Consider the following 20,363-nt stretch of genomic DNA (forward strand, 5'->3'; position numbering starts at 1 on the left):
AATGATGCGTCACTTTATTGTGCCGAGCCCGATATCGTCGGGCCCGGACCGCATGAGCCAGGCGTCCACGGCGGCTGCGCTGATAACGTCGCCCCGCCTCGCGCACACTCTCGCGGCGGGCAGCACGGGCGCAGTCCTGGCCGCAGTAGCGCTGTCCCCGGTCGCAGCTGCGGCAGATCGTTACCTGCGAACGGCAGTGGCCGCACAGAAAGAAGCGGCCCGTGAGCATCCGCGACGGTCCTTTCGGAGCGCCGCTGGGAGTTCGGGGAAAAGGTCGACGGAATGCGCTGACAATGCGATAATGCAGGTCGCGCACCGTCAGTGGAGCGTGACACCGAGCCCGGACTTGCCAGTTGAGATCGGTGTTACGCCGGATTGTTTCTGCGGCGCTGATTACCCGCAGATACCACAAGGCAGGCGCATGGCGGGGTACGTCGAAAGCCGCCTCAGGGCGCCTGGAGACGTGCCCCGCGTCTACCGCCTTCTCAACCTCACGTGATCAGCACCGCGCCGCAAAGGCGGCCGCCCGCTACAGCGCTAGTTGAAGAGCGCGCGGGCGGCCGCCTTTGCTCTTTCCAGCGCTTCAGCTCGTGTCGTCGTTTGTCAGCGGTTTTCGACCGTCTTCGACACGCTCCACAGGTGCAACCCGTTGCGTTGGCCTTCCTGCCAGCGTCCTTCGAGATACTCCTGGAAAGGATCTATGAAAACCGAGCGCGCGGGCGGCCGCCGGTGCTCGGGCTCCCCGCCCGCTGCAAGCCAGCGCTCGACCGTTCTCACGCTCATGCCGGTCCGGGGCGCGATCTGTCGCGGCGACATGCCGGTCGTCCGCAAATCAAGGACTTCAGCATAGAGTTCACTGCGCTGGTTGCGGCGCGACCGGCGCAGGCCATCAAGCTTCGGGGAAGTCTCCACTGATGGTTCCGGATTGGCGTCGGCATCGCCACTCATCTCGGCCATCATCGCCTTTCCGGCGCCACTGACCGCTTTGCGATGGCGGCCGAGGGCCAGACGCAACGCTTCGCCCAGGTTCTGGAGAAGATGCCAGCGGTCGGCGACCTGCGTTGCATGGGGAGCACCACGACGGGCGCCGTCAGCATAAATGCCGGCGCGATCGCGAGCGATGACTTCGATGCCCGGATAACGTTTCAGCCATGACGCGACCGTGTTGGCATTTCGGTCGGGCAACAGATCGAGGACGCGGTTGCGCTCCAGATCGCAGATGATCGTTCCGTAGCGCTGTCCTCTGCGCCAGGCCCAGTCGTCGATGCCAACCACCCGCGGCGCTTCCGGCGGCTCGAACCCGGCCGCGCGGATCATCCGCAACAGCGTGTCGCCGCTCACCGGCATGGCGAGTTTGCGCGACAGGCGCGAGCCGGGTTCACCGCCGGCCGCGAAGCCGATCACCAACTGGCTCTCGCCGAGGCGGGCGGTGCGTCTTGACCCGGTCCGCACGCTTCGAACGGAATACGTGAAGTGCCCCCGAGAATGGGTCCAGGCCGCCATCCCTGACCAGCGCCATCAAAGATGCCGCGCCCTTGCGGAAGTCGACCGGCTGGCACGACACGTAAACCACCACACCGGAAGCGATCATGCCTTACGAACCGCGCGGATGATCCTCGCCAGGCGATCAGGATCGACATCGCCGCCGGCGCGCACCACTGCGTCGCCAATGACGATTTCCACCGTGTCGCTGCCCACCGCTTCAAAGCGCGTGAACTTCGCCGGCTTGCTCGCTCCCTCCGTCAGTGGCGCAACCATGCCCGACGAAAGCGCCTTGCGGCGCCACGCATAGAGCTGCGAGGGGTCCAGCCCCTCGGAACGCGCAACCGCCGAGACATTGCCCCCTGGCGAGAACGCTTCGGCGACAAGCCGTGCCTTCTCTCGTCCGACCGATGGCGCGGCTTGCGTCGGGACGGCACAGGCTCCGCCGTCAAAATCTCGAATGTTCGATGATGGCTCATACTGTCGCTCATAGGATTCTCCGCATGATTCATGCTGAAAATGACCATCAACAGAGCTGGCTCGGTTTGTTTGAACAGGATTTCCCGATTTATAAGTGGAATCCTACCTGTGTTTAGGCCGCTTCGGGAGCGTCATTGGGGTGAAGTAGGCCTCATCGGGCGTTCTGTCGTCAAGGCTCGAATGAGGTCGTCTCTGGTTATAAAAAGTCAGGAATTTACCGATGGAAGCACGTGCCTGGCTGACGCTTTCATAGGCTGGAGATAGACCTCGTTGTATTTGACGGTTCGCCATAGGCGCTCGACGAAGACGTTGTCGCGCCAGGCGCCCTTACCATCCATGCTGATCTGGATTTTCTGATCGAGCAGGATCTTGGTGAACTCGATGCTGGTGAACTGGCTGCCCTGGTCGGAGTTGAAGATTTCCGGCTTGCCATATCGGGCGAGCGCCTCCTCGAGTGCTTCAATGCAGAACGCCGTGTCCATCGTGATGGAGAGCCGCCAGGACAGAACCTTGCGCGTAAACCAGTCGACGATGGCGACCAAATAACAAAACCCACGTGCCATCGGGATATAGGTCAGGTCTGTCGCCCAGACCTGATTGGGCCGGGTGACCGGCAGTTTGCGCAACAAATAGGGATAGATTTTGTGCCCATCCCCGGGCTTGCTGGTGCGCGGTTTGCGATAAAGCGCCTCTATGCCCATGCGCTTCATCAAGGTTCGCACGTGTAAGCGGCCCGTTTCATAGCCCTCCCGCTTCAGGAGTTTTTGCATCAGCCGGCTGCCGGCGAACGGATAATCCATGTGTAATTCGTCGATCCGGCACATCAGCTTCAGATCGGCGGCTGACACGGGCCGAGGCAAGGCGTAGACGCTGCCCCGGCTGATCCCCAATTCGGCAGCCTGCTTTGTAATCGGCAAGTCATGGTCGCGATCAATCATCGTTTTACGCTCGCCAACAGCCCGGCCTTGTCGAGCGCCGAGCCTAAAAAATCATTGGCCAGCGTCAATTCGCCGATCTTGGCATGAAGAACCTTCACATCGACCGCTGGTGCCGCTTTCTCCCCACCGTTAAACACGCTCGCGGCTCCCTCAAGAAGCTGTTTCTTCCAATCCGCGATCTGGTTGGGATGCACATCGTATTGCTGCGCCAATTCCGATAGCGTCTTTTCCCCTTTCAGGGCCGCAAGCGCCACTTTGGCTTTAAAACCAGCAGCATGGTTACGGCGAATTCGTTTCGGCATTTCAGCTCCTGTTCGTGAGCCACTCTGGCTCAGCTCAGGCAGAAATTCCACTTAAACCCCTGTTCAATTTTGCCGAGCCAGCTCTCAACCGCCTGCACGCTACGTGGGGATGCCTACGCGCTTACCCTTGAGGCCACTCAAGATCGCTGTCGCGCAACTCGCTCGTAGCTTTCAGGCTACTGTCAGCTAGCTCTGCAAGAAGGGTTGTTGTGGGGACAACCAGTCAGGAGATCTTATGAACTAGGAGACCTTATCAATACCGTCCGGCGTTGCACGATCGCCAAATGGCAAACGACGCCGGATCATCGGCAAACACGTCACGGACCAAGGAGAAGCCGTCCCATGATCACCCAACAAAAAATGCCACCTCACGTTTCCCAGATGCACTCAAAAACGCTCGAGTCAGACCTGGCAACATGCTGATGGCCCATCTGGCCCGGGGCTGCCCACGAGCCACTTTGTCCCACTAAGGGCGATGAGCATGCAGCACCTTCAAAAATAAGGACAACTCACTTTGACTCAAACCTTGCCCATCGGCCGGTCACGAAAAGAGAAGCCATCAGTAACCCTTCGGTTTGGCTGCCTCCGCGGGACACTTTTTGCGACCGCGCTGGCGTTTGTGACCACCGCTCCGGTTTTAGCGGCCAACGACGACATCAAGGCAACGAATTTCCTGCTCGACAACGGCATGGAAGTGGTCGTCATCCCCGATAACCGCGCGCCGATCGTCACCCATATGGTCTGGTACAAGATCGGCAGCGCCGACGAGCCGCCCGGCAAATCCGGCATCGCGCATTTCGTCGAGCATCTGATGTTCAAGGCGGCGACGATCAACCATGCCGCCGGCGAGTGCGACCGCGCGGTGGCCGAGATCGGCGGCTCGCACAACGCCTTCACCTCTCAGGACTATACCGCCTTCTATGAGACGGTGGCGCCTCCCGCGTTGGAGCAGATGATGAGCTTCGAGGCCGACCGCATGTTCAACCTCAGCATCACCGACGATGATATCAAGACCGAGCGCGACGTGATCATCGAGGAGCGCCGCTCGCGCATCGACAACGATCCCCAGGCGGTGCTGGGCGAGGCGGTCGACGCCACGCTCTGGCAGAACCAGCCCTACCGAATACCTGTCATCGGCTGGATGCAGGAGATGGAGAAGCTGGACTGGAGCGACGCCAGGGCCTTCTACGACAAATATTACACGCCCAACAACGCCGTGCTGGTGGTGGCCGGGGACGTCGCGCCGGAGACGGTAAAGGCTCTGGCCGAGAAGACGTATGGAACGGTGCCGGCGGCTCCTGGTCTAACCCGCATCCGTCCGGTCGAGCCGGGGCAGAACACTAAGCGCACGGTGACGCTGACCGACGCGCGCGTGTCGGTGCCGAACTTTTCGACGCATTGGGTGGTGCCGTCCTATCGCACCGCTGAGCGCGGCGAGGCCGAGGCGCTCGACCTGCTGGCCGAAATCCTCGGCGGCGGCACCCGCAGCCGGCTGTACCAGCAGTTGGTAGTGAAACAGGGCATTGCCGCCGAGGCCGGCGCCCATTTCGAGGGCACCATGCTGGATGCTAGCTACTTCAGCATTCACGGCTCGCCGCGGGGCGACGCCAAGCTTGCCGACATCGAGGCCGCGGTCGACGCCGAGATCGCCCGCATCGCCAGGGACGGCGTCACCAGCGACGAGCTGGACAAGGCGAAAGACCGCTATGTCCGCTCAGTAATCTTCGCCCACGAACAGCAGGACTCCATCGCCAGCATGTATGGCTCCACGCTTGCCACCGGCGGCAATCTGAAAGACGTCGAGGAACGGCCGGACCGCATCCGCAAGGTCACCGCCGATCAGGTCAAGGCCGTTGCCGCCCGCTATCTCGTGTCCGACCATTCGACCACCGGCTATCTCTTGCCTCTCTTGCCCAATACGGAGAATTGATGTGACGATGAACCAACACCGTGCCGCCTTTGCACAAGCCCTGCCTTTTCCGCTTTCAGCGGCACAAGGCAGCGTCGCGCGCTTCGCCACCCCGCTGGTCATCGTCATTCTCGCCATCCTCTTCCTTATCCTGCCGGCGCTCAGGGCCCATGCGGCGATGAATATCCAGGAGGTGAAATCTGAAAAGGGGATCACCGCCTGGTTGGTTGAAGACCATACGCTGCCGATCGTCACCATGGATTTGGTCTTCGACGGCGGCACCACCCAGGACCCGGCCGGTAAGGAGGGGCTTGCCAATTTGATGACCGGCTTGCTCGACGAGGGCGCCGGCGATCTCGACAGCGAGACCTTCCAGGTGCAGCTCGACGATGCCGGCGCCGAGATGAGCTTCGACGCGCAGCGCGACGGTATCCATGGCTCGATGCGCCTGCTTTCCGAGCGCCAGAACGCCGCTTTCGATCTGGTCAGGCTCGCGGTGAACAGGCCTCGCTTCGATAAGGAGCCGGTCGAGCGTATTCGCGCCCAGCTTCTCTCCGAAATCATCGCCAACGAGCGCGAACCTCACGTGATCGCCGAGCTTGCCTGGCTGCGCAGACTCTATGGCACGCATCCGTATTCGCGGCCGCCCGAGGGCACCAAGCAAAGCTTGGCCCACATAACGCCCGCCGATCTAAGCGCCTTCCACAAGACCGCTTTCGGTCGTGACGGGCTGCACGTGGCGGTCGTCGGCGACATTGATGCCAAAGCCCTGAGCGCAAGGCTCGACCAGTTGTTCGGCGATTTGCCTCAGAAGCAGGCGCTCGCCCCCGTATCTGATGTCACCCCGAAGCTCGGCGGGTGGACGTTGGTCAAATCCGCATTGCCCCAGACTTCATTGCCCCAGACTTCGCTCCAGCTGGCTTTTCCCGGCATCGGACGCAGCGACCCGGAATTCTATGCCGCGCAGCTGATAAACAATATACTCGGAGGCTCGCCATTTACCTCACGTCTTTTCCAGGAAGTGCGCGAAAAGCGCGGCCTTGCCTACGGTGTCTCCTCTAGCTTGGAAGGCTACCAGCATTCCAACACGCTTGTCGTGACGACATCGACGCGCGCCGACAGGGCGGCCGAGACGCTCGACCTGATAAGACAAGTAATCAAGGAGCTGGTGGACACAGGCCCAACATCGGCCGAGCTCGAAGCGAGCAAGAAGTATCTGATCGGTGCCTATGCCATCAACAATCTGGGTTCCTCCAGCTCGATTTCAGCCACGCTTGTCGAATTGCAGCTAGACAATCTCGGCACCGACTACATCCAGCGGCGCCCGGCCCTCATCGAGCAGGTGACGCTCGACCAGGTCAGGGCGGCGGCGAAGAAGCTGCTTTCGGCCGAGCCCGCCATTATGGTGGTCGGCCCGCCGCTGGGGGGCAAAGGATGAGCCCAGGACCCATTTGCCTTCCTTCTCCCTCCATCGCTTAGAGAGTGAACTGCCACCATGTCCGAACAACCCTTGCCGACGCTGCCGATATGGCGCGTCGATCACATCGAGCCCTCGACCGAGAAGTTGGCGCTACGCGCCAACGGTCCGATCCACCGCGTGCGCTTCCCGTCCGGGCACGAAGGCTGGTGGGTGACAGGCTACGACGAGGCCAAGGCGGTGCTGTCCGACGCGGCGTTCCGGCCCGCGGGAATGCCGCCGGCAGCATTCACCCCGGATTCGGTGATTCTCGGTTCGCCGGGGTGGCTGGTCTCGCACGAGGGGGCGAGCATGCCCGGTTACGCATGATCGTGGCGCCGGCCTTCAGCAACCGCAGGGTGAAGCTGCTCGCGCAGCAGGTCGAGGCGATCGCCGCGCAGTTGTTCGAGACGCTGGCGGCCCAGCCCCAGCCCGCCGACCTGCGGCGCCACCTCTCCTTTCCGCTTCCGGCCATGGTCATCAGCGCGCTGATGGGCGTACTCTACGAGGATCACGCCTTTTTCGCCGGGCTGTCCGACGAGGTGATGACGCACGAGCATGAAAGCGGCCCGCGCAGCGCGTCGCGCCTGGCCTGGGAAGAACCGCGCGCCTACATTCGCGGCAAGATGCGGGACAAGCGCCAGGATCCGGGCGACAACCTGCTGACGGATCTGCTCGCGGCGGTCGACCAGGGCAAGGCGACCGAGGAAGAGGCGATCGGCCTGGCGGCGGGCATGCTGGTGGCGGGGCGCGAGTGCACTGCCGCGCAGATCGAATTCGGCCTCTGTTGCGCGACGCCGGGGAGGCCATCGCCCCGCTGGGGCCGCGTGCGGAACGTGCACTTAAATGGTGCGAGAACGACCGATGCCGAACGTGTCATCGCGGCCATGGAAAGATGTGGCTGGGTCCAAGCGAAGGCGGCACGCCTGCTTGGACTGACGCCGCGCCAGATTGGCTACGTGCTGAGGAAATACGGTATCGAGATCAAGCGTCTTTGAAACAAACGACCGAAGCGAGTGGCTGGAACAAATCAAGCATGGTGCTTTGGCGCATTGAGACGAGTGGATGCGGGGGCTCCCGCGTCAGTGCCAATTCCGATCCGATCGACACAGCCCGCCTGATCTCAGGCAAGAACATGGGGGCTACACCCGAGATGAGGGGTTGCTACCTAGCAAATGAGATTGGCAGGCAGGAGGGCGTATTTTAGCTATTTCAACCTGGTTGGCCCCACGACAGGCGGCCGTTATGTCAAGCAAAATAGTACGAGGAACCGATGCTACCAATCTCCCGTCATACCCTCTGCGCGCTCGCTATCCTTTTTGGTGGACAACACGCCCATGCTGTCACGTGCCGGGATCCGGACTTACCGCTGAAGCCCACGATTGCTTTTGGAGAGAAAATCGTGGACGGCAAGCCGACCACGATCGAAGAGCATCCTTGGCAGGTCGCACTCCTTATTAACGGGAACTTTTGCGGTGGATCGGTGATCGCAGAGCGATGGATCGTCACAGCGGCGCACTGTTTAGCGGATGAAAAAGACGACGTGAAGGTCGAGGTCAAGGTAGGCGCTACAGATTACCATGATGGCGTTTCGTTCTACGCAAAGAGTTTTTTTGTTCACGAAGAATATAACCCGGACACATGTGAACATGACGTGGCGCTGGTGCGAGTGGACAGTACGCAGCCCGCAGCAATCATCCCCCTTGCTACCTCCAGTACGCAAATTGCTATTGGCGAGGGACTTACCGTGTCGGGTTGGGGAAATACGTTAGACGTTGGAGAATCGTCAGACGGTGGAGAACCATCAGACCAGCTCCTAAAGGGCACCGTCCCGTACGTAGAGAACGAAACGTGCAATGGTCCGGACTCATATGCTGGGGGGATCTTTCCTGGGATGATGTGCGCCGGAAGCATCAGCGGCGGGACCGATGCTTGCCAAGGGGACAGTGGAGGTCCTCTAACCAAAGGCAATAGCCCAGAGGACGCCATCTTGGTTGGAATTGTATCGACTGGGGACGGTTGCGGAAAGCGGCTGAAGTACGGTGTGTATACGCGCGTGTCGTCTGAGCGCGAGTGGATCTTGGATAAGATGTCACAATTCGGTAACTGAGGCGGCGAGTCAGAATGCGTGCAGGATGGAAAATTCACGTTGCCGCCTCTATCTGAACGCGCAGATTGTGAACTAACCGGAGTTCGGCTTAACAGGTGCCCTCACCGTGTCCCATGAATGCTGTGCAGGCTACCGACAAACCGGCCGGATGCGAGTTGCGTCACGCTAATGCGAACGAGAACTCGTTCCGTTTCCGTTTCCGTTGCCGCGTCGCAGCGCACCATCACATTCCCCGTGCAGTTTGCGGCACGTTGTAATTGAAAGCTTCATTCCTTTGGCACGATTGCGTCGGATGATACGTAAACGTTGCACGGGACGATAGAATGAGCGGTGAGCGTCATCCAGTTTCTTGCGTTAATGGTCCACTCAGCCTTCACGCAGTGGCAGCCGCGCAGACGCTGACGGCGCGGGCCATCCCGATAGTCATCTATCCGGTCTGCGGAGAACAAGAATCAGAATGGGAGCGAGATCAGCATGTACTCGAATTTGAAACGTTTGGCCCAAGCAACTGCCATCGCCTCGCTCTGGACCATTGGGTCAGTCGCGCTGTCGATTTTGTATGGGTGCCACACGATGGAAAATATGGATGCAGGCCTAACATCGTTACGAGGTCAACCGTATCAAGAGGCGTTTCGCGTTCTCAGCTTTCCCGATGCGGAGAGCATGATAGCCCATAAGCGTGTTTTCACGTGGGTAACCCGGGACGCCGGCTCATACACTGTTCCAACGTTTAATTCGGGCACGGCCTATGTGAACGGGGAGCCGATCTACGTCGAGACCCAAGGCACAGCAACCGAGATCTACGACGATCACTGCAAAATCGACGTGATCGTTGGATCCTCCGACATGATTGAGGACATCAAGTACGATGGAAACATCGGAGGCTGCGAGAGGTATGCACGCCGGCTTCGTCCCAAGGCTCAGTAACTGCAAATTTTTAGCGATCACGTGTAACCTTATACAACTTCGGATTTCCGGATTTACCCGATCAGTTAGATCCCAACGCGGGAATTTTGCAGTAGAGGCTTATGTACACGTGGTCATACTGGGTGAGACGCAGACACATCCTGCGATGTCAAACATGTATTCTCCAGCGCAGCATAAAGGACTTTACGGACCTTCGTCAACACGGGCCGAATCCCTGCTCTTCATTGTAGCCAACGCAGTATGTCAAAAGCAGAGGCTCCAGTAAGGCCAGAACTCCTTATCAGAGCACGCATGTTGTTCGTAGCCATACAGATTGAGGAAGAGGCCAATTTGTCGCCCCGTGACATGTCGCCTGGCATTGTCCGATGTACGACAATGTTGGAGATGCGACATAGCCGCTTCGATCGATTGCCTTATAATTAAGCGAGTTTTTCCTTTGGCACGCATATTGCTTCCGGTCATCAGTAAACGCGTCACGGACCGACGATGTCGAAAATGTTAGCATAATGATTCTGCCGGGGCGACATCCGGCCTTACTACAGCAGGACCATCCAGATGCAGAAAAGGAAGAGGCCGTCCTCGCCGAGGAATAGTCGAGTCAGGGCGCCATAGGCGCTTTTTCGTACGCATCCGAGCAAGGCCGCCTTGTAGGCCTCGTGGGGGTTGCGCACTGACTGTCCTTGTTGACGTCAATAAGGACAGTGCGGAAATGGAAGGCACCAAAAGGGACCGCTATTGCGGCGACCGCGTAAACAGCTTCCGGAACAACGCTTCCGAACGCTCCAGCCCTTCATCGGTAAGGATCATTGACTTCGACTTGTTGACTGGGTCGCCGATCATGCCCTTCTCGTGAAGCCGATCCGTCGTTGCCCAGTCGAAACCCTTCCAAGCGCAACGCTCGTTATGCAGCGTCAGCCATAACAGCGCCAAAACCGCATCGTCGATCTTATCCTCATCGATCTCCATGAACCGATATTACCACGCGCGAAGCTCCAAAATCTCGCGGTCCTGCTCGGATGGATACGACGCAACTCAACCTGCAATCCTTCCAGAAAGCGCTCTTCACCACATTTGGCGCGGATACGCCCTACGGTCATCCCGTCGACCCCAGCGGTGCGCACGCCTCGATTAGCGGCCACGCGCCGCCAAGCACAGCGGATCGTGCGGATGTCGGTTAACCAACCCCACATGTCCCGCCATTTGTCGTCAGGATTTGCCTGACTCCACTGATGGAGTTTGCGTTGAACGCTGAGTATCCAAGCCTCGTCAGCTTGACGATCCATGTCCATGGATCATTTCTCCGTCATACAAGTCTATCGTCTTCCTGCTTCCCTTCGCCATGTGCATGGCTTTCCCATGCTCCGACTACTACGAAAGCTCCGCCCTCAGACTCGTCCTTCTCCGGTCGTCGCGGCTAGCCCAGTTCCGATCTGGGCAGGCGAGCTGAGTTCCCGTGTTCCGATCTTCAACCTTTGTGCCGTTAGGCGGTGAGCTATACCCCTTGCGATGCGGGAGATGGGCCAAGGAGAACCACTCCCATTGGCCTGCTGCCGGTTTCGTGGACACCGAGATAAGGTGTTTAACGGAACTGGAGAGTGGGAATGCAAAGAAGGAAGTTCAGCCGCGAGTTCAAGCTTGAGGCGGTGAGATTGATCAAGGATCGGGGCGTTGCGGTGTCCCAGGCTGCCCGCGACCTCGATCTCCACGAGAATGTGCTGCGCAAATGGGTGCGCGAGCTTTCGACCGATCCGCAGCATGCGTTTCCCGGTCATGGGCAGATGAAGCCGGAGCAGCAGGAGATCGACCGGCTGCGCAAGGAAGTGGGTAAGCGGTGCGCCAAGGCACCTCCCAATATCGTCTTGTGATGCGTCTATGGTAGGTCAGCCGTTAGTCGGCGCGCCGGCGGCGATCACTCCGGGTTGCCATAGCCATAGCGGGTGACGTAGTGGAGTTCGCGCAGTGCGGGGATGACGAGGGCGATGTCTTTGTAGGCCTCATGCTCGATGAAGCGCGCGGTCTCGGGCCCCGGCCTGGGCTTGCCGAGGACGGGCCTCCCCTTTTGTCGACGCAGTAGATCAGGATCGGCAGCAGCAGGCCGTGGTTGGGGTTGTCGAGGTCGAGTAGCCGTCTCCAGCTTTTGATGTTGAGATTCATGGCCGCGTAGAACCCCTGGCACCACGGCCGGGGGTCGATGCCGCCGCTGGGCTTGGTTGCGAATCGGGGCGCATAATCCTGCGGTCTGTCGAAGAGCGTCTCGTTGATCCGGTTGTGGATCCTGGCGACGCTGGCAAACACGGCGTGATCGGTTGCAGACCCTTTGGCCAGGACGTCGCGCGGCAACCCCATGAGCGGGCACATCCAGTCTTGCGGGTCCGGGTAGCGCGGCCCGGTGACCGCCGCCGTTACGAAGCCATCCAGCGCCGACATGGTCCGCACCAGCGGGCGGTTGGTCTTGGCGGCCATCCAGGCCTCGAGCGCCTCGTCCGACAGCGCCATGTCATCGAGCGCGCTCATGCCGCCAAGGAGAGCTGCATCTCTTGGCGGCGCACCCAATTCCACGGCATCAGTTCGTCCCAGCGCGAGGCTGGCCAATCATTCTGGATGCGCTCGGTGACGTCGGCCATGTAGGCTTCGGCATCGACGCCGCAGAGCTTGCAGGTCTCAATGATGCTGAGCACGACCGCTGACCGCTCTGCCGCGGCGAAGCTGCCCGAGAAGAGCCAATTGCGCCTGCCGACCGTAAATCCACGAATCGCCCGCTCCGCGATCAGGTTGTCGGGCTCGAGCTGGCCATCGTAGAGGAAGCGATTGAACGCGCGCCATCGCCTGGTGCCATAGGCGAAGGCCTTGGCGATATCGGCATGGCGCGACAAACCCTTGCCCTGGCGCATGAGCTGTCGTCGCAGCGCGCGAACCAGTGGTCGGGTCCGCCTTCGTCGTGCGGCCAATCGCTCGGCGGGCGGGAGCCCCCGTATCTCTTCCTCGATCCGGTAGATCGCCTGGATACCAGCCATGGCCGTCGTGCTGAGCTCGGTCGGCTGGCTGTCGTGAACGTCGAATATCTTGCGACGCAGATGGGCCAGGCAGGCTGCTTCTCGAATGGCGCCGCCCTTGTAGAGCTGGTTATAGCCGCTGAATCCGTCGGCTTGGAGGGTGCCGGCAAATCCGGCGAGTTCGCTCATCACGCTCTCGCCGGCGCGGCCCATGGTGGCGCGATACCAGGCGATCGGCGGCTCCTTCGAACCCGAGTTGCGGTCGTCGGCGACATAAACCCAGAGCGCGCCCTTGTGGGTCTTGCCGGTGCCGGGCGCCAGGATCGGAAGCCGCGTGTCGTCGGTGTGAATCTTGCTGCGGGTACGGCCGATCTCACGGATGCGATTGTAGATGGGATCGAGCAAAGCGGCGGCGTAGCCGGCGCTGCGCGCAAGCGTGGAACGCTCGATATCGACGCCCTTGGCGGCCATCATCTGTACCTGACGGTAGAAGGGCAGATGATAACCCCACTTGGCCATCATGATATGGGCGAGCGCGGCATAGCTGAGCTTACCGCGTGCAATGGCCTTGGCTGGCGCCGGCGCCTGGATGATTTTATCGCAGGTCCGGCAGCTGTACTTGGGTCGAATGGTCTCCATAACCTGCCAGGCCTGGGCGACCAGATCGAGCATCTCGTCGCCATCTTCGCCCATGGCGCGCAGATCGCCGCCGCAGCCCGGGCAGCATGCGCAAGACGGCTCGCGAACGACCCGCTTGCGCGGCAGGTTGGGGTTGAACTTACGCACCGGCAACACCCGGACCTTGTCGGTGTCAGCAACGATGGGCAGCTCGAGATCCGGCACGCTGGCGGCGAAATCGGTCTCGAGATCTTCGAGTTCGAGCAGCATCTGGCCGAGCTTCTCGGACGAACGGCCGAAGGCCTTGCGGTTGAAGCGATCGATCCGCAGCTGCAGGCGCTGGATGCGAAGTGCGGCCTCGGCGCGCTCTCTTCGAAGCTGCTCATCGCGTTCGGCGATGGTGATGTCACGGGCAGAAACGGCCGCCTCCAGAAGGGCGATCCGGGCGAAGAAATCAGCGGTTGAGGGAGCTTGTTCCGACACCCAAATTACATACCCGAAAGACCCTCGTTACGGAAGAAGAATCAACACAAAATCAATTAGAAACATCAAAATCAGCCAGCCAAACGCGGTCGATAAATCTTGCTCGGTCGGCGCCAATCGATCCCGTCCAAAAGCAGCGAAAGCTGCGCCTTGGTGAGCGACACGGCGACCTGATCCCTGGTAGTTGGCCAGGCAAAACAACCATCGGTAAGCCGCTTGGTGAACAGACAGAACCCCTGGTCGTCATGCGCCAGAATCTTGATGATATGACCCTTGCGTCCACGGAAGCAGAAGATCGCGCCGGTGTGCGGGTTGAGCGCGAGCACCTGCTGCACCATCCGCGCCAGGCTGTTGATCCCGCGGCGCATGTCGGTCGCGCCGCAGCACAGATAAATCCGGTCGGTCGGCACCACCGTGATCACCTGGTCACCTCCGCCAGAACGATGCGCAGTGCTGTCGGATCGACGATCCCGTCGATCCGCAATCGCGTGCCGCTCGGAAAGGCCACGACGATCCTGCCGGCCGGGTCCGGGCAATCGGCGACCGGACGCTCGACCTCGGGCAGATCGTTCACTTCGATCCGTGCGAAAGTTGCCATCGCCTGATCGGTATCGAGCTCGCCGCCGGCCATCTGCTTGCGCCAGGCATAGAGCTGGGATGGAGCTACGCCGAACGCTTCCGCGACCTCCGTCACCGACGACCCCGCCGCGCTCGCCAGGTCGACCAACGCGCGCTTCTCGGTGCAACTCCATAGCCTCCGTTGCCGCGAGCGCCCGGGCATCGTTGCACGATCTTCGGCCGCCGCGGCACCGCTTAACTCGGCGACCAGATCGCCCCTTGCATGTTCCAATGTCATGGCCCGAAAACTCCATGTTCATCGGCCTATTGCAAGGTGCCTTCGCGCACCGCTTACGGAAGTGGCGAAGCTGAAGGCGGAGCGCGACATCCTAAAAAAGGCCGCAGCCTACTTCGCGAGGGAAGTGACATGAGGTTCGCTTTCATCGCGAGGCACCGGAGCATCTGGCCGGTGGCATGGCTGTGCAGTGCGCTGGACGTGTCCCGGTCAGGCTTCCATGCTTGGCTCAACCGCAGCTCCAGCGCTCGCTCCCGGCATGACGAGATCCTGGTGTCCAGGATCGACCGCAGCTTCAAGAGCAGCGACCGAACCTATGGCGCCCGTCGCGTCTGGCACGACGTGCTGGCTGAGGGGCTGTCCTGCGGACTGCATCGCATCGAGAGGCTTATGCGGGAGAACGGTCTGCGTGCCAGGCCTCGGCGCCGCGGACTCCCGAAGGATATGGGCGAGCGAGCCGCAGTGTCGGACAACCTCCTTGACCGCGCCTTCGAGGCATCGGCGCCGAACCAGAAATGGGTCGCCGACTTCACCTATATCTGGACCGCGGAAGGTTGGCTCTACGTTGCCGCCGTGGTCGACCTGTTCTCCCGGCGGGTCGTCGGCTGGGCGATGAAGGCCGAAATGACAGCACAGCTCGTCACCGACGCCCTCATCATGGCGATCTGGCGCCGGGGCAAGCCCGACAGCCTGCTGCATCATTCCGACCAGGGATCGCAAGGCGGATTCAAGCGGTCGTCGCAACACTGATTGTGTTCACTCACGACAGCAACTCGTCAAGCGCTTCTGCCGGCGTTTTCCAGCCAAGGGTTTTTCTCGGTCGGGCATTAAGGGCCGCGGCCACGGCGGCGATCTCGTCGGCGCTGTGGACGCTCAGGTCGGTGCCCTTCGGGAAGTACTGACGCAGCAGCCCATTGGTGTTCTCGTTGGTGCCGCGCTGCCAGGGGCTTTGCGGATCGCAGAAGTAGACTTGGACACCCGCGTCGATCTTGAGACGATCGTGCTGAGCCATTTCGGCTCCCTGATCCCAGGTCAGCGAACGGCGCAGTTCTTCGGGCAAGGTGATGATGGTGCGCGTAATCGCGTCGCGCACGGCTTCGGCCCCGTGTCCCGCGAGAGCAGGGCCATTCTTCATGCGCGGAGCTTCGCCATGCCCCGCAAGCCGGGGAAGATGCAGCAACATCGTGAAGCGTGTCGTACGCTCAACCAGCGTGCCGATCGCCGAGCTGCCAAGACCAAGGATGAGGTCTCCTTCCCAGTGACCCGGCACCGCGCGATCGGCCGCTTCGGCGGGGCGTTGACTGATCATGATCTCCGGCAAGACAAAGCTCTTACCTCGACTGCGTACGCGGGCCCTGGGGACCCGCAGCACGCGCCCCGTTCGCAAGCAGGCCGACAGTTCGCGGCCTAGCGCTCCCCGACCCTGAACGAAGAGGGCTTGATAGATGGCTTCGTGGCTGATGCGCATCGTCTTGTCGTCCGGGAAGTCGATCGGCAAGCGTCGGGCGATCTGCTCCGGGCTCCAAGCCCTGGCCCATCGCCGATCCTTTCGCGGACCGTGTCGGCGGCCCTTCCACCGAACGGCCGGACCAGGAACGGCGGCGCCACTTGGGGTCATGACGACGCCGGCCAGTCGCTGCTCCACATAAGTGCGCAAGGTTGTGTTGAGCGCAAGCTTGGTCGGTTTGGGCCGATGGGCCGATCGGTCGGCGTGCCATTGGGCTGTCGATGCACGATATTCCAGCCCGCCGCTGCGCGTCGCGGCATTGCGTCGTAGCTCACGGGAGATGGTCGAGGCGGATCGGCCAAGTCGGCGTCCGATCTCGCGTCTCGAAAGGCCCTGAACGCGAAGAAGTGCGATCTCCTCACGTTCCGCAAACGCAAGGTATCGCTCTGACGGCGGCTTGGTGGAAGATCTGAACATCGCTGGTGCCATGCCGCCCGCCTGTCGGAACAATCTGGTTCCAACAGGCTGCGACATACCAGCCGCCAGCGCAGCATCTTCGCTGGTCAGCCCCTGCGCTATCCCCAACCAGAATCGCTGGAGTTCAGATCGCCCCGCCACTGGCGGACGTCCCGGTGACGGCAACGGCGCCCGCCCAGAACGGTGTGATCGTCGCTTTCCAATGCCCATCGCAACCTCCTTCGTTCAAGTGTTGCGACGACCGCTTGAATCCGCCCAATACACGAGCGAGCAGTTCCAGCGCCTGATGGCCGATCACGGCATTACGTGTTCGATGAGCCGGTCCGGCAACGTCTGGGACAATGCTGCGATGGAGAGCTTCTTCTCGTCGCTCAAGACCGAGCGGACAGCCCGCAAGGTCTATAGGACGAGGGATGACGTCAGGGCGGATGTGTTCGATTACATCGAATGCTTCTATAACCCCCGGCGGAGGCACTCGACGCTGGGCTATCTGAGCCCCGTGGAGTTCGAGGAACAAGCTATGTTAGCTTAACCTCGTGTCCGTAAAACCGGCAGCAGGCCACATCTCGAGTGCTAAACATTGAGCCGCGCCAGTTCTGTTCGCATTATATTGCCTCCCACGCCATCGCGCGATTTGGAGACGGTCTCGGATATAGAGGCTTCCAACGCTCACTTCGTTATCTCACCATGGGCACTGCGGTAGCCCGACCTGCGCTCGATGGGCGCATCCGGTACAGTTAAGGCCGCTCTGCTTATGACACCCAACCGGCGACACCCGGTCGAGCTTTGCGGCCCCCCTTCCATCTACTGTTCTCTGTAGAGGGGCGGCGTTACAGCCGCCGGTCGAAAATCAGCAAGTTTGGGAGGTGATACCTAACCTGAAAAATTCATGGGGGTTGGTGGATGTGGCGCAAGCCGTTGAAATGACGTAGGATTTGGTTGCTAAAGCCGATCCGAACCATTTCCCGGAGACCACACCCACCATGAACGATCTTACGCTGCCGCTGAGCGGTTTGTCATCAGTCGGCGGCAAGTCCGTCGTCGCCCGTTTCGACGGCGGCATGCTGTCGTCCAACAGCGGCGTTCTGGCTTTGGCCGAGGTGGAAAAGCGGTTGCGGGTGGCCGAGCGTCTGGCGCGTTGCATCGACGATCCGCGCTGCCCGGACCAGGTCGTCCACAGCCTGGCGGACATGATCGGCTTTCGCATGAAGATGATTGCCGCCGGCTACGAGGACGGCAACGACGCCAACCGGCTGCGCCGCGATCCGGTCTTCAAGATGGCCCAGGATGCGCTGCCGTCGGGTCGGGATCTGGCGTCGCAATCGACGCTGTGCCGGCTGGAGAACCTGCCCGGCGTGCGGGAGCTGGTTGCGATGGGGCGGGCGATGGTCGATCTCTATTGCGCCTCGTTCCGGCAGGTGCCGAAGCGGATCGTACTCGACATTGACGACACCTTGGATCCATTGTCATAATACCCCCTGGTTCACGGTATCTGTTCGAAGAGGCTGGGATTTTTGTCTATCGTCTTGATCCATAGGCCTTTTCTCTGTCCACGCACGACATGGACGGATTCGAGTTCGCCGCGTTTTACTCGCTGCAACACGACCTGGCGCGACAGGCCGAGGTTCTCCATGGCGTCGCGGATGGGCTCAAAGCCTTCGCCAGGCGTGGCCAGGAATCGGGCCTTTAGTTCGGCGGTCAGGCGAATGCGCCATGGCGCACCGGGTGTCACCTGTTCGCCCGGGATGAGGCCGTCGTTGACATGGCGGTGGAGCGTCGATGGCGCCACGCCGAGCGCGGCAGCGGCCTGACGGACGGTGACGATGTCGCCGTCGGCGGCTGGTGGCTTGGCCTTGCAGGCGGGAATCTTCCAGTGCTTACGCAGATAGCCGACGCGGTTGGCGTCAAACCGGTGGCCGTATGCCGTTCGGCGGTTCTGGCGGTTGAGGACGCCGGCAATGACCGCGTCGGGATAATGCGGTGCCAGCCGCCGCAGCAGCGCCAGCGTGTCCTCGTCGGTACGAACCGTCGCCGGCCGCGAGCGCGGCAAGGCGACGGTGAGGCGACTCGTAGCGTTGCCCTTCCAGCGCAGGACGAGAAGCGCCGCTGCCTCGTCGCGATCGACATGGAGGGTGACCTCATCGAGGAGCGTGCGCAGCAATTCCTTGCGGTCACGCGGCGTGGTGGTGGGCGCGTACCAAACGCTCGCCAGATCGGCCCCGAGGGCAAGCAGCGTTTCCCGCTCCGTGGCCGACAGGACGCGCGGACGCTGCTCCTCGCGCCGCGCCAGTTCCGCCTTTGCCGCCTCCAGTGCGCGCAACGCCTCCTCCCACTCCTGCTCGAGCCTGCGGGCGACCAGGCGATTGTCGGGATCGACGGCGCAATAGCGGCGCTCGGCGCGGTTGACGGCGAAGGCGGCGCGCTCCACGTCGAGCCGCCAATGCTTGAGTGCTGCCTCGCGATCGTTCTCCAGCCGCTCGGCCGCTTCGAGCGTGGCGGTCAGGCGCACCGGCTCCAGCGCCTCCAGGAAGGCCGCCACCACGGCTTCATCGATCTGCCCGCCGCCAACATTGAGGCAATGGACGCCTCTGCCCTCGACGACCACCTTGCCGGGACAATGGTAGCCCGGCGTCACGGTGCGGCCGCGATAATGGGTGTGCAGCCGTCGCCCGCAGTGGCCGCAGCGGGCAATGCCCTGCAGCAGGGCGCCACCCTCTCTGGCGGCGCCACCGGCCTGTTCCTGCGCCTTGGCATGCGTCCGGGGTTGGGTGTTGGCCGCCATGCGCTCTCGATTGGCCTCGAAGGTGGGCCAATCGATATAGCCCTGGTGGTGGTCCTTGATCAGCACTTGCCAGTCTTCCATCGGCAGCTTGCGTATCCGCTTGCACCGCGCGCCGGTTTCGTCGAGCACCGTCTCTCGGCGATACTTGCCATAGACATAGGCGCCGGCATAGACTGGATTGGCAAGCACGCTGTGAATCGCGTGGTAGCTGGCCTCGCCCCAGCGCAGCTCGGTGCGTGCATTAAGCCACAGCGGGAACTTCATCGCTTGCTCGCGGAACCACAGCCACACGCGGCGCGCCGAGCCGAGCTCGGCAAAGCGGGCAAAGACGGTGCGGATGGCATGGGCGACGGCCTCGTCGGGATGGATCAGGATCTCGCCGTCCGCCTCGCCCCAGACGAAGCCGATCGGTAGGCCGCGGCGCAATTCACCGCGCGCTGCCTTGTTGCGGATGCCGCCATTGAGGCGGGCGCGCAGGACGTGCAATTCGGCCTCGCTCATGGCGCCTTTCAACCCGAGCAAAAGCCTATCGTTGAACAGAGCCGGGTGGTAGATCCCGTCGGCATCGCCAATCAGCGTATCGGTCAGCCCGGCCAACTCGATCAGCCGGTGCCAGTCGGCATTGTTGCGCGCCAGCCGCGAAACCTCCAGGCCAAGCACGATGCCGACCCGGGCCAGCGCCACCTCGCTGGTCAGCCGCGCAAAGCCGGCGCGCATGACGCTGCCGGAGCCGGACAGGCCAAGGTCCTCGTCGATGACCAAGACACGCTCGTCCGGCCAACCCAGCTCGCGCGCCCGACCGGAGAGCGCGTATTGCCGCTCGGTCGATTCACGGTTGTTCTCCACCTGTGAGGCGCTCGACTGGCGCAGGTAGACGACAGCCAGCCGGGCCTGGTGACCGGCGGCGATTTTGCTGTGTTCAGTCATGACCGGCCTCCCTCACTGTCAGCATGCGCGCGATCACGAGGGCGAGCCGGCGCAACGCCTCCGCCCGCGCCTCGGCGTCCAGCGTCTCCCAGGTGGGTGGGTCGGGAGGCCGCTTGCGGTCTTCCTCGGCGAATCTCAGCTTCAGTTGCATGTCGCTCCTCCTTGTCATCGGGCGGCGA

At 61.7% G+C, this 20,363-nt stretch carries 16 protein-coding genes and 7 pseudogenes; 10 read left to right on the forward strand and 13 right to left on the reverse strand.

The features are described from left to right. Positions 1 to 603 precede the first annotated feature (603 nt). From HB778_RS40885 to HB778_RS40900, 5 genes and pseudogenes are all read right to left on the reverse strand, one after another. Positions 604 to 1,404: a transposase gene (locus HB778_RS40885; protein WP_244662214.1), complete on the reverse strand. Its 801-nt coding sequence runs from the start codon at positions 1,402 to 1,404 to the stop codon at positions 604 to 606. Next, a complete protein-coding gene (tnpB, locus tag HB778_RS43820; protein WP_183455080.1) occupies positions 1,379 to 1,591 on the reverse strand; it encodes an IS66 family insertion sequence element accessory protein TnpB in 213 nt (70 codons plus the stop codon). Before tnpB (HB778_RS43820) ends, HB778_RS40885 begins: the two co-directional genes overlap by 26 nt. Continuing rightward, a complete protein-coding gene (locus HB778_RS42680) occupies positions 1,588 to 1,758 on the reverse strand; it encodes an IS66 family insertion sequence element accessory protein TnpB (RefSeq protein ID WP_244662168.1) in 171 nt (56 codons plus the stop codon). Before HB778_RS42680 ends, tnpB (HB778_RS43820) begins: the two co-directional genes overlap by 4 nt. Positions 1,759 to 1,809: 51 nt before the next feature. Next, positions 1,810 to 1,944: pseudogene (locus tag HB778_RS42685) on the reverse strand (hypothetical protein); the annotation flags it as partial. A gap of 120 nt (positions 1,945 to 2,064) precedes the next feature. Further along, positions 2,065 to 3,202 (reverse strand): annotated as a pseudogene (locus HB778_RS40900) (IS3 family transposase). A gap of 610 nt (positions 3,203 to 3,812) precedes the next feature. Here HB778_RS40900 and HB778_RS40905 point away from each other — a divergent pair. The 6 genes and pseudogenes from HB778_RS40905 (at position 3,813) to HB778_RS40930 (ending at position 9,604) form a co-directional block, all read left to right on the forward strand. Beyond that, positions 3,813 to 5,132 (forward strand): M16 family metallopeptidase, encoded by a 1,320-nt coding sequence (locus HB778_RS40905; RefSeq protein WP_432421308.1) that lies wholly within the window; start codon positions 3,813 to 3,815, stop codon positions 5,130 to 5,132. Positions 5,133 to 5,139: 7 nt separating this feature from the next. Continuing rightward, the gene (locus HB778_RS40910) at positions 5,140 to 6,549 is read left to right on the forward strand and encodes a M16 family metallopeptidase (protein WP_183455463.1); all 1,410 of its coding nucleotides are present in this window, start codon (positions 5,140 to 5,142) and stop codon (positions 6,547 to 6,549) included. Between the two features lie 57 nt (positions 6,550 to 6,606). Further along, positions 6,607 to 7,352 (forward strand): annotated as a pseudogene (locus HB778_RS40915) (cytochrome P450); the annotation flags it as partial. 102 nt (positions 7,353 to 7,454) lie between these two features. After that, the gene (locus HB778_RS40920) at positions 7,455 to 7,565 is read left to right on the forward strand and encodes a helix-turn-helix domain-containing protein (protein WP_244662215.1); all 111 of its coding nucleotides are present in this window, start codon (positions 7,455 to 7,457) and stop codon (positions 7,563 to 7,565) included. Between the two features lie 404 nt (positions 7,566 to 7,969). Beyond that, on the forward strand, positions 7,970 to 8,677 hold the full coding sequence (locus HB778_RS40925; protein ID WP_183455078.1) for a serine protease: 708 nt from the start codon (positions 7,970 to 7,972) through the stop codon (positions 8,675 to 8,677). A gap of 474 nt (positions 8,678 to 9,151) precedes the next feature. After that, on the forward strand, positions 9,152 to 9,604 hold the full coding sequence (locus HB778_RS40930; protein ID WP_183455077.1) for a hypothetical protein: 453 nt from the start codon (positions 9,152 to 9,154) through the stop codon (positions 9,602 to 9,604). Between the two features lie 732 nt (positions 9,605 to 10,336). On the opposite strand, the gene HB778_RS40935 is transcribed toward HB778_RS40930, so the two are convergent. Beyond that, positions 10,337 to 10,570: a DUF6429 family protein gene (locus HB778_RS40935; RefSeq protein WP_183455076.1), complete on the reverse strand. Its 234-nt coding sequence runs from the start codon at positions 10,568 to 10,570 to the stop codon at positions 10,337 to 10,339. Positions 10,571 to 11,205: 635 nt separating this feature from the next. Here HB778_RS40935 and HB778_RS40940 point away from each other — a divergent pair. Continuing rightward, positions 11,206 to 11,433, forward strand: a pseudogene (locus HB778_RS40940) (transposase); the annotation flags it as partial. 58 nt (positions 11,434 to 11,491) lie between these two features. Here the strand turns inward: HB778_RS40940 and HB778_RS40945 are convergent. The 4 genes from HB778_RS40945 to tnpA all read right to left on the reverse strand — a co-directional run bounded on the left by HB778_RS40945 (position 11,492) and on the right by tnpA (position 14,554). Further along, positions 11,492 to 12,118, reverse strand: coding sequence for a UPF0149 family protein (locus tag HB778_RS40945; protein WP_244661595.1), 627 nt, complete (start codon positions 12,116 to 12,118; stop codon positions 11,492 to 11,494). Further along, positions 12,115 to 13,698 (reverse strand): IS66 family transposase, encoded by a 1,584-nt coding sequence (gene tnpC, locus HB778_RS40950; protein ID WP_183457560.1) that lies wholly within the window; start codon positions 13,696 to 13,698, stop codon positions 12,115 to 12,117. Before tnpC ends, HB778_RS40945 begins: the two co-directional genes overlap by 4 nt. Before the next feature lie 71 nt (positions 13,699 to 13,769). Then, positions 13,770 to 14,120 (reverse strand): IS66 family insertion sequence element accessory protein TnpB, encoded by a 351-nt coding sequence (tnpB, locus tag HB778_RS40955; protein ID WP_183465207.1) that lies wholly within the window; start codon positions 14,118 to 14,120, stop codon positions 13,770 to 13,772. Continuing rightward, positions 14,117 to 14,554: an IS66-like element accessory protein TnpA gene (gene tnpA, locus HB778_RS40960; protein ID WP_183457562.1), complete on the reverse strand. Its 438-nt coding sequence runs from the start codon at positions 14,552 to 14,554 to the stop codon at positions 14,117 to 14,119. Before tnpA ends, tnpB (HB778_RS40955) begins: the two co-directional genes overlap by 4 nt. A 58-nt stretch (positions 14,555 to 14,612) precedes the next feature. Between tnpA and HB778_RS40965 the strand changes: the two are divergent. Then, positions 14,613 to 15,271: pseudogene (locus tag HB778_RS40965) on the forward strand (IS3 family transposase); the annotation flags it as partial. Positions 15,272 to 15,311: 40 nt separating this feature from the next. Here the strand turns inward: HB778_RS40965 and HB778_RS40970 are convergent. After that, positions 15,312 to 16,685 (reverse strand): IS30 family transposase, encoded by a 1,374-nt coding sequence (locus HB778_RS40970; RefSeq protein ID WP_183455075.1) that lies wholly within the window; start codon positions 16,683 to 16,685, stop codon positions 15,312 to 15,314. 37 nt (positions 16,686 to 16,722) lie between these two features. Between HB778_RS40970 and HB778_RS40975 the strand changes: the two are divergent. Further along, positions 16,723 to 17,007, forward strand: a pseudogene (locus HB778_RS40975) (IS3 family transposase); the annotation flags it as partial. A gap of 451 nt (positions 17,008 to 17,458) precedes the next feature. Next, positions 17,459 to 17,935 (forward strand): annotated as a pseudogene (locus HB778_RS40980) (transposase); the annotation flags it as partial. 23 nt (positions 17,936 to 17,958) lie between these two features. Here HB778_RS40980 and HB778_RS40985 read toward each other — a convergent pair. Next, the gene (locus HB778_RS40985; RefSeq protein ID WP_183465723.1) at positions 17,959 to 20,184 is read right to left on the reverse strand and encodes a recombinase family protein; all 2,226 of its coding nucleotides are present in this window, start codon (positions 20,182 to 20,184) and stop codon (positions 17,959 to 17,961) included. Further along, positions 20,177 to 20,335, reverse strand: a complete 159-nt coding sequence (locus tag HB778_RS40990; protein WP_183454876.1) for a hypothetical protein — start codon at positions 20,333 to 20,335, stop codon at positions 20,177 to 20,179. Before HB778_RS40990 ends, HB778_RS40985 begins: the two co-directional genes overlap by 8 nt. Positions 20,336 to 20,363 lie beyond the last annotated feature (28 nt).

Origin of the sequence: Mesorhizobium huakuii (assembly GCF_014189455.1) — a bacterium.
GTDB classification, from domain to species: domain Bacteria; phylum Pseudomonadota; class Alphaproteobacteria; order Rhizobiales; family Rhizobiaceae; genus Mesorhizobium; species Mesorhizobium huakuii_A.